The organism is Mycobacterium sp. AT1 (assembly GCF_002043095.1).
GTDB lineage: Bacteria > Actinomycetota > Actinomycetes > Mycobacteriales > Mycobacteriaceae > Mycobacterium.
Window position 1 is genome coordinate 97,967 of the sequence record NZ_MVOC01000009.1, and the last position, 15,743, is coordinate 113,709.

The 15,743-nt window shown below is 66.5% G+C and carries 12 protein-coding genes; 8 read left to right on the top strand and 4 right to left on the bottom strand.

Going from position 1 to position 15,743, the window contains the following annotated elements:
• Positions 1 to 23: 23 nt before the first annotated feature.
• From B1790_RS04945 to B1790_RS04955, 3 genes are all read left to right on the top strand, one after another.
• On the top strand, positions 24 to 2,222 hold the full coding sequence (locus tag B1790_RS04945; protein ID WP_079922093.1) for an adenylate/guanylate cyclase domain-containing protein: 2,199 nt from the start codon (positions 24 to 26) through the stop codon (positions 2,220 to 2,222).
• Positions 2,219 to 3,622, top strand: coding sequence for a mechanosensitive ion channel domain-containing protein (locus tag B1790_RS04950; RefSeq protein WP_079922094.1), 1,404 nt, complete (start codon positions 2,219 to 2,221; stop codon positions 3,620 to 3,622). Before B1790_RS04945 ends, B1790_RS04950 begins: the two co-directional genes overlap by 4 nt.
• 433 nt (positions 3,623 to 4,055) lie before the next feature.
• Positions 4,056 to 5,051, top strand: a complete 996-nt coding sequence (locus B1790_RS04955; protein ID WP_079922095.1) for an esterase family protein — start codon at positions 4,056 to 4,058, stop codon at positions 5,049 to 5,051.
• A 69-nt stretch (positions 5,052 to 5,120) separates the two neighbouring features.
• Here B1790_RS04955 and B1790_RS04960 read toward each other — a convergent pair whose 3' ends face one another.
• Both B1790_RS04960 and B1790_RS04965 read right to left on the bottom strand, forming a co-directional pair.
• On the bottom strand, positions 5,121 to 6,395 hold the full coding sequence (locus B1790_RS04960; RefSeq protein WP_079922096.1) for an ATP-binding protein: 1,275 nt from the start codon (positions 6,393 to 6,395) through the stop codon (positions 5,121 to 5,123).
• A 173-nt stretch (positions 6,396 to 6,568) separates the two neighbouring features.
• Complete coding sequence (locus B1790_RS04965; protein ID WP_142271033.1) at positions 6,569 to 6,799, bottom strand: hypothetical protein; 231 nt, start codon at positions 6,797 to 6,799, stop codon at positions 6,569 to 6,571.
• Positions 6,800 to 7,102: 303 nt separating this feature from the next.
• On the opposite strand from B1790_RS04965, the gene B1790_RS04970 reads away from it, so the two are divergent.
• A complete protein-coding gene (locus B1790_RS04970; protein ID WP_142271034.1) occupies positions 7,103 to 7,402 on the top strand; it encodes a hypothetical protein in 300 nt (99 codons plus the stop codon).
• Between the two features lie 7 nt (positions 7,403 to 7,409).
• Here B1790_RS04970 and B1790_RS04975 read toward each other — a convergent pair whose 3' ends face one another.
• Both B1790_RS04975 and B1790_RS04980 read right to left on the bottom strand, forming a co-directional pair.
• Entirely contained in the window at positions 7,410 to 8,888 is a 1,479-nt protein-coding gene (locus B1790_RS04975; protein ID WP_233164940.1) for a cell wall metabolism sensor histidine kinase WalK, read from the bottom strand.
• Positions 8,885 to 9,673, bottom strand: a complete 789-nt coding sequence (locus B1790_RS04980) for a response regulator transcription factor (RefSeq protein WP_079922099.1) — start codon at positions 9,671 to 9,673, stop codon at positions 8,885 to 8,887. The genes B1790_RS04975 and B1790_RS04980 overlap by 4 nt, the downstream gene beginning before the upstream one ends.
• A 349-nt stretch (positions 9,674 to 10,022) precedes the next feature.
• Here B1790_RS04980 and B1790_RS04985 point away from each other — a divergent pair, with 349 nt between their 5' ends.
• The 4 genes from B1790_RS04985 (at position 10,023) to B1790_RS05000 (ending at position 15,731) form a co-directional block, all read left to right on the top strand.
• The gene (locus tag B1790_RS04985; protein WP_079922173.1) at positions 10,023 to 11,555 is read left to right on the top strand and encodes a SulP family inorganic anion transporter; all 1,533 of its coding nucleotides are present in this window, start codon (positions 10,023 to 10,025) and stop codon (positions 11,553 to 11,555) included.
• A 47-nt stretch (positions 11,556 to 11,602) separates the two neighbouring features.
• Entirely contained in the window at positions 11,603 to 12,232 is a 630-nt protein-coding gene (locus B1790_RS04990) for a VC0807 family protein (RefSeq protein WP_142271036.1), read from the top strand.
• Positions 12,233 to 12,296: 64 nt separating this feature from the next.
• Positions 12,297 to 14,618: an endopeptidase La gene (lon, locus tag B1790_RS04995; RefSeq protein WP_079922101.1), complete on the top strand. Its 2,322-nt coding sequence runs from the start codon at positions 12,297 to 12,299 to the stop codon at positions 14,616 to 14,618.
• Between the two features lie 78 nt (positions 14,619 to 14,696).
• Positions 14,697 to 15,731, top strand: a complete 1,035-nt coding sequence (locus tag B1790_RS05000) for an LLM class flavin-dependent oxidoreductase (RefSeq protein ID WP_079922102.1) — start codon at positions 14,697 to 14,699, stop codon at positions 15,729 to 15,731.
• Positions 15,732 to 15,743 lie beyond the last annotated feature (12 nt).

Consider the following 15,743-nt stretch of genomic DNA (forward strand, 5'->3'; position numbering starts at 1 on the left):
TTGCCAGCTAGTCTGACCAACCGATGACGACGCCGCAGCAGGACGACACCCAGGTCAGGGCAGCCGACTCGACCGAATCCGCCACGCGGAGCCGACGCAGGGTGATGTCGCGGGTGAGCATCCAGTCGAAGCTGCTGGTGATGCTGCTCCTGACGAGCATCCTGTCAGCGGCGGTCGTGGGTGCCATCGGCTATCAGTCCGGGCGCAGCTCGTTGCGTGCGTCGGTCTTCGACCGGCTTACCGAGATCCGGCAGTCCCAGAGCCGCAGCCTGCAGAACGGGATCGAGGATCTCAAGAACTCCTTGGTCGTGTACTCGCGGGGGTCGACGGCGACCCAGGCGATCGGTGACTTCACCGCGGGGTTCGACCAACTCGCCACCGCCGTCGTCACCCCGGCAGAGGAACAGTCCCTCGACGACTACTACACGAAGCGCTTCGCCAAGGACGAGTACGCCCAGACCGGTGCGGAGATCGACGTGCAGGCGCTGCTGCCGACGTCCGGTGCCCCCGCCTATCTTCAGTCGCTCTACACCGTCCCGTTTGGCGCCTATGGCAAACCCACCGCGGACTGGGACGCCGCGATCCGCAGTGACGACGCTCGCGACGGCAGTGCATGGTCGGCCGCCAACGCCCGGTACAACGACTTCTTCCGCGAGATCGTGACCCGGTTCCAATTCGAGGACGCGCTGCTGATCGACACCCGCGGCAACGTCGTCTACAGCGCCTACAAGGGCGTCGACCTCGGCACCAACATCCTCACCGGGCCGTACAAGGGCAGCAAGCTCGGCGACGCCTACCAGGGGGCGCTCGACTCCAACGCCGTGGACTACGTGGGAATCACCGACTTCGGCGACTACCAGCCCGCCACCGAGCCCACGGCCTGGTTCGTGTCACCGGTCGGACCGCAGGGACGGGTGGACGGGGTCCTGGCGCTGCAGTTCCCCATCTCGAAGATCAACCAGCTGATGACCTTCGACGGGCAGTGGCAACGATCCGGGATGGGCGCCACCGGCGAGACCTTCATCGTCGGCCCCGACGATCTCATGCGCTCAAACTCCCGAATGTTCATCGAGGATCCCAAGACCTACGAGCGTGACGTCGTCGAGGCGGGCACACCGCCCGACGTGGCGCAGGATTCGATCCGGCAACACGGCACCACGCTGGTGCAGCCCGTCGCCACGGAGGCGACCAAACTGGCCCAACAGGGTCAACGCGGCACGCTGATAGCCCCCGACTACCTCGGCCACGAGACGCTGCAGGCCTACGCGCCCGCCGACATTCCCGGGCTGCGGTGGGCGGTCGTCGCAAAGATCGACACCGCGGAGGCGTTCGCGCCGGTGTCGGCGTTCACCAGGAAGCTGGTGCTGTCCACGGTGGCCATCATCTTCGTGGTCTGCATCGCCGCAATGCTGCTGGCCCGGCTGTTCGTGCGGCCCATCCGCCGACTGGAGAGCGGCGCGCAACAAATCAGTTCCGGCGACTACGGGACCACGATCCCCGTGGTGTCGCGCGACGAATTCGGCGACCTGACAGTCGCTTTCAACGACATGAGCCGAAACTTGGCCATCAAGGAAGATCTGCTCAACGAGCAGCGGCGGGAGAACGACCGCCTGCTGCTGTCCCTGATGCCCGAACAGGTGGCGGCCCGTTACCGCGACGGCGAGGAGACCATCTCCCAGGACCACCAGGACGTCACGGTGATCTTCGCCGACATCGTCGGTCTCGACGAACTGTCGGCCGGCCTGACCTCCGAGGAGTCGCTGGCCATCGTCAACAAACTGGTGCGCCAGTTCGACGCCGCGGCCGACGGCCTCGGCATCGAACGGGTTCGCTCGCTGCGCAACGGATACCTGGCGAGCTGCGGGCTCAACGTGCCGCGCATCGACAACGTCCGGCGCACGGTGGACTTCGCCGTCGAGATGAACCGCATCGTCGACCGGTTCAACACCGAGGGCCACCACACCCTGAAGCTGCGGGCCGGCATCGACACCGGCAAGGTGAGCAGCGGGTTGGTTGGCCGGTCCAGCCTCGCCTACGACATGTGGGGCTCGGCGGTCGACCTGGCCTATCAGGTGCAGAGCGGCTCACCCCAGCCCGGCGTCTACGTGACGGCGGACGTGTACGACGCGATGCGCGACACCCGCCAGTTCACCCCCGCGGGTGAGGTCACGGTAGGCAACGTGACACAACCCATTTGGCGACTCGGGGAGCGTCAGTCATGACACGGATCGTCGACTCGTCCTGGTTCTACTGGGCGGTCGGCGTCGCGATCGGGCTGCCGATCGGATTGGTGGCGCTCACCGAGCTTCGGGTCGCGCTGACCCGCCGCAACAGCGGGCTCGCCCGCCCCGTCGGGTTGGTGCGCAACTACATCCTGCCGCTGGCCGCGCTGCTCCTGCTGTTGGTCAAGGCCACCGAAGTGCCCGCAGAGGCGACGCCGGTGCGCATCATCTCCACCGTGCTTGGCTTCGTCCTGCTGATTCTGATGTTGTCGGGCTTGAACGCCACGCTGTTCCAGGGTGCGCCGGAAGGGTCGTGGCGCAAGCGAATCCCGTCGATCTTCCTGGACGTGGCCCGCTTCGTGGTGATCGCCGTCGGACTCGCGGTGATCTTCTCCTACATCTGGGGCGCAAACGTCGGCGGCCTCTTCACCGCGCTCGGCATCACGTCGATCGTGCTTGGCCTGACGCTGCAGAACTCGGTCGGTCAGATCATCTCTGGTCTGCTGCTGCTCTTCGAGCAGCCCTTCCGGCTTGGTGACTGGGTCGACGTCACCTCGGCCAGGGGCCGTGTCGTCGAAGTCAACTGGCGCGCAACGCACATCGACACCGGCAGCGGTCTGCACATCATCCCGAACTCCGTGCTGGCCGCGGCCTCCTTCGCCAACCTGAGCCGACCGCCCGGCGACCACTCCATTTCGGTGACGACGACGTTCTCCCCCAACGATCCGCCCGACGACGTGTGCGCGATGCTGACCCGCGTCGCCAGCGGGCTGCCGCATCTTCGTGGCGAGGCCGTGCCGACGACCGTCACCAGCGGGTCGGGTGAATACACGACGGCGATCCCGTTGCGATCCCCCGCCGACGACTCCGCCACTCGGGCAACGTTCTTGCGGTGGGTTTGGTACGCCTCCCGGCGGGCGGGTTTGCGCCTCGACGACGTCGATGACGACTTCGCGAGCGAGGATCGCATGGAGAGCTCCATGCGGATCGTGGCGCCGACGTTGCGCCTCAACGACTCCGACAAGCAGGCGTTGATTCCGAGCCTTCGGCTCACCAGGTATGGCGCAGACGAGGCCATCCAAACCCCAGGTTTGGTACCGAAGCGGATGACCTTCATCGTGAGTGGCCGGGTGCGTCTGATCGCCCGCGGCGAGGACGGCGTGCTGGTCCCCGTCCGGACCCTGGAGGAAGGCGACTTCCTCGGTTCCAGCACGTTGACCAGGGAGCCCGTCACCGGCGGCGCGTATGCCCTCGGAGAGGTCACCGTGCTGCAGATCGAGCGCGCCGACGTCGAAGAACTGGTGGCGCGAAAGCCGTTGCTGCTGCAGGAGATCGGCCGCACCATCGAGGAACGCAACGCAGACGTGCGGCGAGCGCTCGCGGCGGCCACCCTGAGCTGACCGGTTCCTGCACCGGTCGCAGAGTTTGCTGACAGGCGACGGCGTAGTGCCGTTGGCTGGTTGACCACCCGCGGGTGGCACCCCACCAGCCTGTCGGCGGTTTCTGCTCGCCCTCGCGCCGTGCGGGACTGCACCGCTTCGTTCGTGCAGTTCAGGGTCCGGATGTCGCACTGGCGCCGTGCCCACCGCGTCGCACCGCGGCATCACCGCTGACCACATTGATCACTCCATTCACACAGGTCACATGCTGGAATGACGACGCGCGTCCGGCGAAGGTCTCTTCGTCGAGTCGGAATCGTTAGCCAACCGCGACGTGCGTTGTCGGTGTCGAGAGCCGGATCGAACCACAACCGCGTGATTCACTAACGCTCGAAGAGCAACGGCGATTGCTCGAAGACATGGGATGCAAAGAGAGAGGCGGTCTGTTGCCGTTATGAAGTTCGACAGAATGATTCGTGGTACGTGGTTACGCCGGTTGGCCGTTGGACTGATGGCAGCGGTGACCTTGCCCGGGCTGATCGGCTTCGTCGGTAATTCGGCGACGGCTGGCGCGTTCTCTCGGCCGGGCCTGCCGGTCGAATACCTGATGGTGCACTCGGCGGCGATGAACCGGGACATCAAGGTTCAGTTCCAGGGCGGTGGGCCGCACGCGATCTATCTGCTCGACGGTCTGCGTGCGCAGGACGACTTCAGCGGGTGGGACATCAACACGCCCGCGTTCGAGTGGACGTACGGTTCCGGCCTGTCGACGGTCATGCCCGTGGGCGGTCAGTCGAGCTTCTACACCGACTGGTACCAGCCGTCGCAGGGCAACGGGCAGGACTACACCTACAAGTGGGAGACGTTCCTCAACCAGGAACTGCCCGCCTACCTGGAAGCCAATTACGGTGTGTCGCAGACCGGTAACGCGGTCGTCGGCCTGTCGATGGCCGGTGGCAGCGCACTGACCTACGCCATCTACCACCCGCAGAACTGGATCTACGCCTCGTCGCTGTCGGGCTTCCTCAACCCCTCCGAGGGCTGGTGGCCGATGCTGATCGGGCTCGCGATGAACGACGCGGGCGGCTACAACGCCGAGAGCATGTGGGGCCCGTCGAGTGACCCGGCCTGGAAGCGCAACGATCCGATGGTCAACATCAACCAGCTCGTCGCCAACAACACCAGGATCTGGATCTACTGCGGCACCGGTACGCCGTCGGATCTGGATTCGGGCACCGATGGTGGCAACCTGATGTCGGCTCAGTTCCTCGAGGGCTTCACGCTGCGCACCAACCAGGCCTTCCGCGACAACTACATCGCCGCGGGTGGCACCAACGGTGTGTTCAACTTCCCGGCCACCGGTACCCACAGCTGGGGCTACTGGGGTCAGCAGCTGCAGCAGATGATCCCCGACGTCCAGCGGACGCTGGGAGCTCAGGCCACCGCGTAACGGAGCCTGTCGCACAGAAGAACCAAGGGAACCTGCCGTCACCCCCGGACGGCAGGTTCCCTTCTTCGTTCACAATCGGGTGCACTGTCCGATGTCCGCCTCGAACTCGGCGAGCATCGCATCGGTCAACGTCGGTCTGGTGTCGGCGATCGCGGCCAAGTAGTCCTCGGTGTGGGCCGGCTCGCCGCGGCGGAACTCGATCTCGCGCTCGAACGCCGACTGCGAGCCCTTACGGGCGGCAAATTCGATGTCCGCAGGCGTGAACATCGCGCTCGCGGAGGCCAAGTGGGCGACGTCGACAGAATCCGACGGCGCCAGGTATCGAGCCCAGATCGCGGCCCGGGCCGTCGCGTCGGGCGGGCCAATGGGGATGACGTAATCGAACCGCCCGGGCCGCAGAATCGCCGAGTCGAGCGAGCGCACCGAGTTCGTGGCGCAGACCAGCAATCGGTCGCCGTGCTGCCGGAAGGCCGGAATCAGCTTGAGGAGCTCGTTGGTGACCCCGTGGGCCGGGTCGGTGGGGACGCCCGATCGTGATCCGGCGATCTCCTCCACCTCGTCGATGAACACCAACACCGAGTCGAGATCCGCAAGTGTGGCGAAGGCGTCGCGTAGCGCCCCTGCCATCGCGACGCCCGGCGTGGCGAGCCGCGACGGGAAGAGTTCGACGAACGGCCAGCCGAGTCGGCCGGCGACGGCCTTGGCAAAGGTGGTCTTGCCCGTGCCGGGCGGCCCGAAGAGGATCACAGCCTTGGGTGGAGTCACCGCGTATTCCGCTGCCGCACTTGGTTCGACGAGCGGCAGCACGATGCGTCGCTCGATGACGAGCTTCTCGGCTTCCATCCCGGCCATGGCGTGCCAATGGCCGCGTGGGATGACCTGGGCTCCCACCGCGGACAGCAGACCCGCATCCGAGGAACCGGGATGGTCGATCTTCTCGAAGTAGCTCAGCCCGGTGCGTTCCTCGTAGCCCGCACTCAGCAGCGCCTTCGTTCCTGCCGCCTTCGGCGGCAACATTGCCGTGATGCGCCGTGCACCCGCGACTCGCAGGCGCTGCTCCAGTTCGTTCAGCAGGGCACTCCCGAGCCCCCGGTCTCGCCACCGACTGGCCAACGCCACCATCGTGATCCAGGCCCGATCGCCGTGGACCAGTCCTCCGGCGATGCCGACCGGTTGGTCACCAACGACGGCGACGACGCACGGTTGGCCGCCTCGCGCATTGGTTACCACTTCGGATACGCCGTACGCGGGCAACGGTTCACCGGGGAGCCGGTTCTGCTCCCAGATCGAGATGAGCTCGTCGAGGTCGTCGTCGTGGAAGTCACGCAGCCGCCAGGGGTTCATCGGTCATTCGTAGCGGTACGACTCGTCGACGCCATCACCCATTTGGGGGGTTGGGTCGGGTAGACGCCTCGCGACGACGCCTACCAACGAACACCGCCACCATCCCGCCCGCAGCCGCAAGAGTCGCTCCTCGACGGGCTTTCAGCGACTCTTGCGGCTGGTCGCCGGGTATCTCAATCGAAGAACATGAAGGCCCGCGGCGACGAGAAGTTGCCGTAGGAATTCGGTGAGGAGACCGTCGGCGGGTGCACCACGATTGCGTTGTGCCCCTGCTTGTCCGTCATCGTGGTCCGACCGTTGTCGACGGTGGTGCTGGGATTCGAGGCGCCGGCGATCGGGGCCATGGCGAAGGCCGCGGCGGCGAGTCCGGTCATGACACCCGTTGCCAAGTAACGTAACTTCATCTTGTACTCCATTCTCAATGTGTCGCTTCGTGAAGCGATTTCGTCTTACAAGTACCAATCTACCTACGCAAGAGCGGGTTTCATCGTCCCGGACCGGCTTCATGCCAAACGCAAACATATGCGTCAGATATGTGATTCACGGAACTATCACCGGCATCGATCGTCAGTTGGCTGCGTTAATCCGTTGTAGTACAACATTTTTCAGCTACCCGAACGACTGGCGCCACGCACCGCCCGCCCGACCGGCCGCCGTACGCTGGGTTCCGAGTATTTGTGAATACGACACCTGGACAAGGGAGTTCAATGACGACCGTAGGAACCACCGCCGCCACCATCAGCCTGATGACGATCGTCGGACTCGGCCTCGCCGCACCGGCATCGGCCGCGGACACCAAGACCCGCTCACCCGCCGACGTGATCGCTCAGCTGGAAGACCAGGGCCACCACGTTCAACTCAACGGATCGTCGAATGTTCCGCTGTCGCAGTGCAAGCTCACCGGCGTGCACGGCCTGAACGACTCGAATCTCGACACCTCGGGCAACCGGATCGACTCCGACCTGTACACCACGGTGTACGTCGACGTCGTCTGCAACGACGTCTGACGGCGCCCTACCCCTCGGCGGGCGGCAGCAGGACGCGAAACTCCGTGCTGCCGTCGCCGGAGCGGGCCGACACGGTCCCGCCGTGAGCCTCGGTGATGGATGCGACGATCGACAGCCCAAGACCGGTGGACTCGGGCTGGTCCGCACGGGCCTTGCTGCCCCGGACGAACCGGCCGAACAACTCGGGCACCAGCTTGGGGTCGATTCCCGGCCCGTCGTCGGTGACCGTCAACTCCACCTTCGGACCGGAGTCGTCGGTGATCATTCGCAAAGCCGTCGTCACGGTGATTCCCGGCGGATTGTGGTGGCGCGCATTGGCCAGCAGATTGCTGAGCACCTGATGCAACCGGGCGCGGTCGCCCATCACCCAGATGGGTTCGTCGGGCAAGTCGGCCAGCCAGCGGTGGTCGGGTGAGGACACCGCGGCGTCGTTGACGGCGTCGACCACCAGGCTTGTCAGATCCATCCGCCGGATCTCGAGCCCCTGGCGCTCGTCGAGTCGCGACAGCAAGAGCATGTCGCCGACGAGTGCGGTCATGCGCCGCGACTCCGACTCGATGCGCGCCAGCGCGTATTCGGTCGTCGGTGGCAGGGCTGCGCTCTCCTGCCGGGTCAGCTGGGCGTATCCCTGGATCGCCGCGAGCGGCGTGCGCAGCTCGTGACTGGCGTCGGTAAGGAACCGGCGCATCCTCCGATCCGAGGTCGCCCTGGCGGCAAACGCCGAATCGACGTTGGCCAACAAGCGATTCAGCGTCTCCCCCACGATGCCCACCTCGTTGTCGGGGTCACTGTCGGCCTGGCGTACCCGTGCGGTGATGCGGTGATCGTCGTCGGCAAGCGGCATCTTGGCAGCCCGCGCCGCGGTGGCCGCCACCCGGCGTAGCGGGCGCAGGGCCCACCGCACCACGAGGACGGTTCCGAGTCCCGCCAGCAGGGCGGCCGCAATGGTGGATGCCACCACGGTGACGGTCCTGGCGGCCACCACCCGGTTGGCGGCCTCCATCGAGACGGCCGAGACGAGCCGTTGCCCGGAGTCGAGTTCGCTGCTGATCATGCGGTAGCTGCCGAGTCCGTCGAGCTTGATCGTCTGCGGTTCGTCCTCGCGCCAGCTCGCCGCTTCGATCGGTCCGAGCGCCGCCGCGGGGGCGGGCTCGGTGTCCTCGTCGGAGAAGACCGCCGAGTTGACCACCGAATTCCCTTGCAGCACTGCGATGAGCGTGCCCGGCGCCTGTCCGGTGAAGTCGGTCAACGGATCGTCGTCGTCGGTCGAGGGGAGGGCCCGATACTTCTCGAAGGAATGCTCGAAGGCGGCCAACGAGTGCGTCACCTCGGCGTCGCTCATGGTCGTCACGTAGGTGTGAAGGCTGTAGACCGACAGCGCGCCACCGCCGAGGGTCACCACGGTCACCAGGGCGGCGACCCCGTACACGAGCTGTTTGCTCAAGGTCCGGGGCCGCCACCACGGCGACCGGGACGCCCGCCTCACTGCGGCGGCCGAAGTTGGTATCCCACACCACGAATCGTGTGAATCAGGGGTTCGCGCCCCGGGTCGAGCTTCTTCCTCAAGTAGGAGACGTAGAGGTCGACGATGCTGGTGCGGCCACCGAACGAGTAGTTCCACACGTGCTCGAGAATCTGCTCCCTGGTCAGCGCGCGCCGTGGGTTGCGCATCAGGTATCGCAGCAAGTCGAACTCCGTCGTCGTCAACTCGATGCGCTCACCGCCACGCGTCACCTCGCGGCTCGCCACGTCGAGGGTGAGGTCGGCGACGCGCAACGTCTCCTCGGCGGGTTGATCGTCGGCAGGCGGTGTGGCGTCTGCGCCACGTTTGAGCAGGCCACGCAACCGCAGCACCAGTTCCTGCAGGTCGAATGGCTTCGTCAAGTAGTCGTCGGCACCAGCGGTGAGACCCGTGACGCGGTCGGTGACCGAGTCCCGCGCCGTCAGGAACAGCACCGGCGTGTACGTCCCGGCAGCACGGATTCGCTGCAGGATCCGCAGCCCGTCGACGTCGGGAAGCATGATGTCCAGCACCAGGATGTCGGGGTCGGTGGAGGCGAACTTGGTGAGCGCTTCGCGTCCGTCGTGGGCCACGTCGACGTTCCATCCCTCGTACTTCAACGCCATCGTGACGAGGTTCGTCAGTGCCCGCTCGTCGTCGATCAACAGCACCTGGATCGGTGACCCATCCGGCCGCCGGATCGGTGGAAGCTGGCCGAGAATCGCCGTCCGGGGTTGTGCAGGTGCGGGGTGAACCGACGTCGTCGTCATGCCTTCGAGTGTTACCGGCAGGTGGCGAACTGTCACTGTACTCACAGGCTTTTCTCATGTTGCCCGACGCGGCCGAACCGTCGGGTGTCGTCCACGTGGTCACCGAAAGGCGTTGTCATGACTTGTCTTTTCCCAACCGTCGCGGCCGCGAATCAGAGAAGTTCTCGCGGAGCGGTGTGACGGTGCCAACAACTGCTGGCGTCAAGATTTGCATCTTCTATGTGTCGCCCCGGCGTGCTTGACCGTGTCGTCGATCGATAAATACTCTGGCACTTGTGAATTGAGTAGCGGTTCACCTAATTCATTGTCAGAGAATCGTTTTCATTCTCTTCACCGTCAGGAGCAGGTCATTCTCAAGAGCTCGGGGAGTTCGGTCTCCCAACGAATCGCACCCATTCTCCGTTACGACCTGCCCGCCTCACTCGTGGTCTTCCTGGTAGCCCTTCCGCTGTCCCTGGGAATCGCCATCGCCTCGGGCGCACCCGCACTGGCCGGCCTCATCGCCGCGGTGGTGGGTGGCGTCGTCGCGGGTGCCGTCGGCGGATCGCCGTTGCAGGTCAGCGGACCGGCGGCGGGTCTCACCGTCGTGGTCGCCGGCCTGATCGGGCAGTTCGGCTGGAAGGTCACCTGCGCGATCACGGTCGCCGCCGGCGTCCTGCAGGTGCTCTTCGGATTGAGCAAGGTGGCCAGGGCGGCGCTGGCGATTTCACCGGTAGTGGTTCACGCGATGCTCGCAGGCATCGGACTCACGATCGCATTGCAACAAGTCCACGTATTGCTGGGCGGCGAATCGCAGAGTTCTGCTTGGCGCAACGTAACGGAACTGCCAGAACAGGTGCTCGGCGCACACGGCCCGGGGGTCGTCCTCGGTGTGCTCGTCATCGCCATTCTGGTCGGGTGGCGATGGGTGCCGGGACGGCTCGGCAAGGTGCCGGGCCCGCTGGTCGCCATCGTGACGGCGACGGCGGCGGCGATGGTGTTCGGCGTCGACGTGGACCGCGTCGAATTGAACGGTTCACTGCTGGACGCGATCGCGCTGCCGAGTCTTCCCGAGGGAAACTGGGGCGCCTTCGCCACCGGTGTCCTCACCGTCGCCCTGATCGCGAGCGTGGAGAGCTTGCTGTCCGCGGTGTCGGTCGACCGGATGCAGAACGGTCCGCGCACCAACTTCGACCGCGAGCTCATCGGTCAGGGCACGGCCAACATCGCGTCGGGAACCCTTGGCGGCCTTCCCGTCACGGGCGTCATCGTGCGGAGTTCGACGAACGTGCAGGCCGGTGCGCGCACTCGCGCCTCGGCCATGATGCACGGCGTCTGGGTCCTGGTGTTCGCCCTTCCGTTCGCCGGGTTCGCCGAACAGATCCCCATGGCGGCGCTCGCTGGACTGTTGATCGTGATCGGCATTCAATTGGTCAAGCGCGTCCACATCGAAACTGCCCGCCGCACAGGGGATATCGCGGTGTACGCCGTCACGATCGTCGGCGTGGTGTTCCTGAACCTTCTCGAGGGCGTCCTGATCGGCCTCGCCCTGTCGATCGCCCTGACGGTGTGGCGGGTGGTGCGCACCAGGATCGTCGCGGAGTCCGTCGACGGCGACGGCACCTGGCGCATCGTCATCGAGGGTTCCTGCAGCTTCCTGTCGCTACCGCAGCTGACCGGTGTGCTGGCGTCGGTGCCGCCGGGAACCAAGGCCACCCTCGACCTGTCGGTGGACTTCATCGACCATGCGGCACACGAGGCGATCGGCGACTGGCGCCGTCAGCACTGCGCCGCAGGCGGCACGGTGGAGATCCGCGAGCTGGGTTCGGTCGAGATGGACAGCGCGCTCGACGGACCGCCGGTCCGCGACATTGCGCGGGCCGCAGCGCCGTCGACCAGCTGACCGTTCCTCACAACGGATGGTCAGGCGCCCTGGCTAGAGTGACCGTGGTGACAGAGCCGGCTTCCGCCCAGCGCCGTTCGATGCGTCCGCTGTTCCAGACGATCCTGCTCGACGTGGCACCTCCCCTGGTTGCCTACTACGGGCTGCGGGCGGTGGGCGTCTCCGAGTACGTCGCCTTGCTGTCGGCCACCGTGCTGTCGGGGGTGCGGGTCGTCTACGGCGTGGTGAAGAGTCGACGACTCGACCCCTTCGCCGTCTACCTCCTGCTGACGTTCGGGCTCAGTCTGGCCGTCGGCCTGGCCACCACCGATCCCAAGCTGATCCTGATCGGCAACACGCTCGTCAACGGCATCGGCGGCCTGCTCTTCCTCGGCAGCTGCGTCGTCGGCACCCCACTGACCCAGGTGGTCGGTGAACGGTTCCGGCCCGCCGGCGAGGCCGACCCGACCCCGGACGAGGCCCGGCGGATCCGTCGCATTCACGTTCGGCTCTCGGCGATGTGGGGCGTCGGCCTGCTGGTCGAGGTGGCGATTCGCCTCGTGGTCATAGCCCACCTGTCGGTCGACGCCGCCAACGGCGTGAACTCGGCGGTCACGCTGCCGGTCATCGGTGTGCTCGTGTTGGCGACGGTCGTGGTCAGCCGCCGGGCGGCCGCCGCCGCCGAGGCACCCGCCTAGCCCAAGGGAACAAACCGACCCCACCCAAGGTTGAGCGCATCAGGCTGAACTTTGAAGGAGTCTGATGTCTGAAAACATCGCAGTGCCCGTGCTCTTCGTCAGCGAGCCGATCGTGCTGCCAGGAATGGTCGTCCCCATCGAACTGGATGACGCGGCACGTGCCGCGGTCGACGCCGCACAGGCGAGCGAAAGCGGCAAGCTGCTGATCGCACCCCGGCTCGAGGACCGCTACCCCACCTACGGCGTGATCGCCTCGATCGTGCAGGTGGGTCGCGTGCCCGGTGGCGGTGCCGCCGCCGTCGTCCGCGGTGAAAAGCGCGCCCACATCGGCTCCGGCACCACCGGACCCGGCGCGGCGCTGTGGGTCGAGGTCACCGAGGCCGCCGACGCCGAACCGAGCGACGACACCAAGGCGCTTGGCGCCGAGTACAAGAAGCTGCTGCTGGCCATGTTGCAGCGCCGCGAGGCGTGGCAGATCGTCGACGTGGTCAACAAGATCAGCGACCCGTCGGCGTTGGCGGACACCGCCGGCTACGCGTCGTACCTGACCGACGTGCAGAAGCGGCAGCTGTTGGAGACCGAGGACGTGGCCGAGCGGCTTCGCAGCCTCATTGACTGGACCGGCGAACACCTCGCCGAAGTCGAGGTCAACGACAAGATCGCCGACGACGTCCGCAGCGGCATGGAGAAGACGCAGAAGGAGTTCCTGCTGCGTCAGCAGCTGGCGGCGATCCGCAAGGAGCTCGGCGAAGGCGAGCCGGAGGGGTCCGATGACTATCGGGCCAAGGTCGAGGCCGCCGATCTGCCCGAGAAGGTGCGCGAGGCGGCGCTGCGCGAGGTCGGCAAGCTGGAACGCTCCAGTGAGCAGAGCCCCGAGGGCGGCTGGATCCGGACCTGGTTGGACACCGTGCTCGACCTGCCGTGGAACGTGACGACCGAGGACTCGACCGACTTGAAGTCGGCGCGGGAGATCTTGGACGCCGACCACCACGGGCTGGACGACGTCAAGGACCGCATCGTCGAGTACCTGGCCGTGCGAGCCCGTCGGACGCAGCGTGGGCTGCAGGTCGTCGGGGGCCGTGGCTCCGGTGCCGTGATGGTGCTGGCGGGTCCTCCCGGTGTCGGCAAGACGTCACTGGGTGAATCGGTGGCACGGGCGTTGGGCCGCAAGTTCGTTCGCGTCGCCCTTGGTGGCGTGCGCGACGAGGCCGAGATCCGTGGCCACCGGCGTACCTACGTCGGCGCGCTGCCGGGCCGGCTGGTCCGGGCCATCGGCGAGGCGGGTTCGATGAACCCCGTCGTGCTGCTCGACGAGATCGACAAGGTGGGTTCGGACTACCGAGGCGATCCCTCGGCCGCCCTGCTGGAGGTCTTGGATCCAGCGCAGAACCACACGTTCCGCGACCACTACCTGGATCTCGACCTGGACCTGTCCGACGTCGTGTTCCTGGCGACGGCCAACGTGATCGAGAACATCCCGTCGGCCCTGTTGGACCGGATGGAGCTGGTGCAGATCGACGGCTACACCGAGGACGACAAGGTCGCCATTGCCCGCGACTTCCTGCTGCCACGGCAGCGGGACCGTGCGGCGCTGACGTCCGAGGAGGTGTCGGTGACCGACGAGGCGCTGCGCAAGATCGCCGCGGACTACACCCGCGAACCCGGGATGCGTCAGTTCGAGCGGCTGCTCGCCAAGGCGCTGCGCAAGGCCACCACCAAGCTGGCCGGCGATGTCGAGTCGCTAGTGATCGACGAGCCGGATCTGGTTGGCTACCTTGGCCGTCCGCGCTTCACCCCGGAATCCGAGGAGCGCACCGCGGTGCCCGGCGTGGCGACCGGCCTGGCCGTCACCGGTCTCGGTGGCGACGTGCTGTTCATCGAGGCGAACTCGAACTCCGGCGACGCCGGTCTGCAGTTGACCGGTCAGCTGGGTGACGTGATGAAGGAATCGGCGCAGATCGCGCTGTCCTACGTCAAGGCGCATGCCGAGCAGTTGGGCGTCGACCGGGCGGAGCTGGATCGCCAGATCCACGTCCACTTCCCGGCGGGCGCGGTGCCGAAGGACGGTCCGTCGGCGGGCGTCACGATGGTCACGGCGCTGGTGTCGATGGCCACCGGCCGCAAGGTTCGCGGTGACGTCGGCATGACGGGTGAGGTCACGCTGAACGGTCGGGTGCTCCCGATCGGCGGGGTGAAGCAGAAGTTGCTCGCCGCGCAGCGCAACGGCCTGAAGACGGTGTTCATCCCGGCTCGCAACGAGCCAGATCTGGACGACGTCCCAGCCGAAGTGCTTGCGGCGCTGGACGTCAGGCCGATGACCGACGTCGCCGACATCGTCGCGCAGGCGTTGGAACCGGTGACGGCGGCGGCTACCCAGGCCGCCTAAGTCCCGCGAGATCTGCGCCAGGGCTGCGATCACTCACGATTCGCAGCCCTGGTGCAGAATTCGACGTAAAGGAGCACCATGCCCAGACGCGGAGAACCGTTGCGCAAGCTCGGGTTCCTGACCATCGGTCGATTCGACGACGCAAACCCCGGCCCGGGAATCGAAGAGACTCTCCAGGTCATCGAACGCGCCGAGGCCCTGGGCTTCGACAGCGTCTGGCTGCGTGACCGCCACCTCCAACCCGGCATCTCGAGCCCGGTGGCGATCATGGCCGCCGCCAGTCAGCGCACGTCGCGCATCGAGCTCGGCACCGCCGTCATCCCCCTGGGCTTGGAGAACCCCTTCCGCCTGGCCGAGGATCTGGCCACCGTCGACGTCATGTCCGGCGGACGCGTCAACCCGGGTGTCTCCGTGGGCACGCCGATGATGTACGACCATTACAAGGCGGCGCTCTACCCCGACACCCACGACCTCGAGGACTTCTCCAAGGAGCGGGTGCTGCGGCTGTTGCGCGCGCTGCGCGGTGAGCCGGTCAGCGACTTCGAGGGCGTCGTCGGCATCGAACGCTTCACCCGTCGCGTCCAGCCGCACTCCCCCGGCCTCGCCGACCGGGTCTGGTACGGCGGCGGACTCGAATCCGCGAAATGGGCTGGCGCACAGGGTGTCAACTACCTGACGAGCTCGGTGGTCAGCGCCGGAGACACTCCGGAAGGCACGGGGTCCCCCGACTTCGCCACCATCCAAGGCCAGCAGATCGACGCCTATCGGGAAAGCCACCCGAGGCCCGAAAGGGCACGCGTGTCACAGGGTTTGGTGGTCATTCCCACCGACTCCGCGACCGACGACCAGATCCGACGCTACCGCGAGTACGCGGCCAGCCGGTTCGAGCGCACCAAGGCTCCGCAGGGACCCAAGGGCATGCTGTTCTCCCCCGACTACGTCGGCACGTCCGACGAACTGGCCGACCAGCTGTTCGAACACGCCGGGTTCCAGCGCGCCAACGAAATTGCCTTCGCGCTGCCGTTCTCCTTCGAGGAGGCCGACTACCGCCAGATCATCGACGACCTGGCGGAGAACCTCGGGCCACGGCTGGGCTGGACGCCCGCGACGTGAGAACCTCGACAC

Bases quoted from the DNA above. Each gene is read 5' to 3' on its own strand.
- B1790_RS04970 (WP_142271034.1), top strand. From the start codon at position 7,103: ATGACGACCGTAGGAACCACCGCCGCCACCATCAGCCTGATGACGATC.
- B1790_RS05000 (WP_079922102.1), top strand. From the start codon at position 14,697: ATGCCCAGACGCGGAGAACCGTTGCGCAAGCTCGGGTTCCTGACCATC.
- B1790_RS04965 (WP_142271033.1), bottom strand. From the start codon at position 6,799: ATGAAGTTACGTTACTTGGCAACGGGTGTCATGACCGGACTCGCCGCC.
- B1790_RS04945 (WP_079922093.1), top strand. From the start codon at position 24: ATGACGACGCCGCAGCAGGACGACACCCAGGTCAGGGCAGCCGACTCG.
- lon (WP_079922101.1), top strand. From the start codon at position 12,297: ATGTCTGAAAACATCGCAGTGCCCGTGCTCTTCGTCAGCGAGCCGATC.
- B1790_RS04960 (WP_079922096.1), bottom strand. From the start codon at position 6,395: ATGAACCCCTGGCGGCTGCGTGACTTCCACGACGACGACCTCGACGAG.
- B1790_RS04955 (WP_079922095.1), top strand. From the start codon at position 4,056: ATGAAGTTCGACAGAATGATTCGTGGTACGTGGTTACGCCGGTTGGCC.
- B1790_RS04950 (WP_079922094.1), top strand. From the start codon at position 2,219: ATGACACGGATCGTCGACTCGTCCTGGTTCTACTGGGCGGTCGGCGTC.
- B1790_RS04980 (WP_079922099.1), bottom strand. From the start codon at position 9,673: ATGACGACGACGTCGGTTCACCCCGCACCTGCACAACCCCGGACGGCG.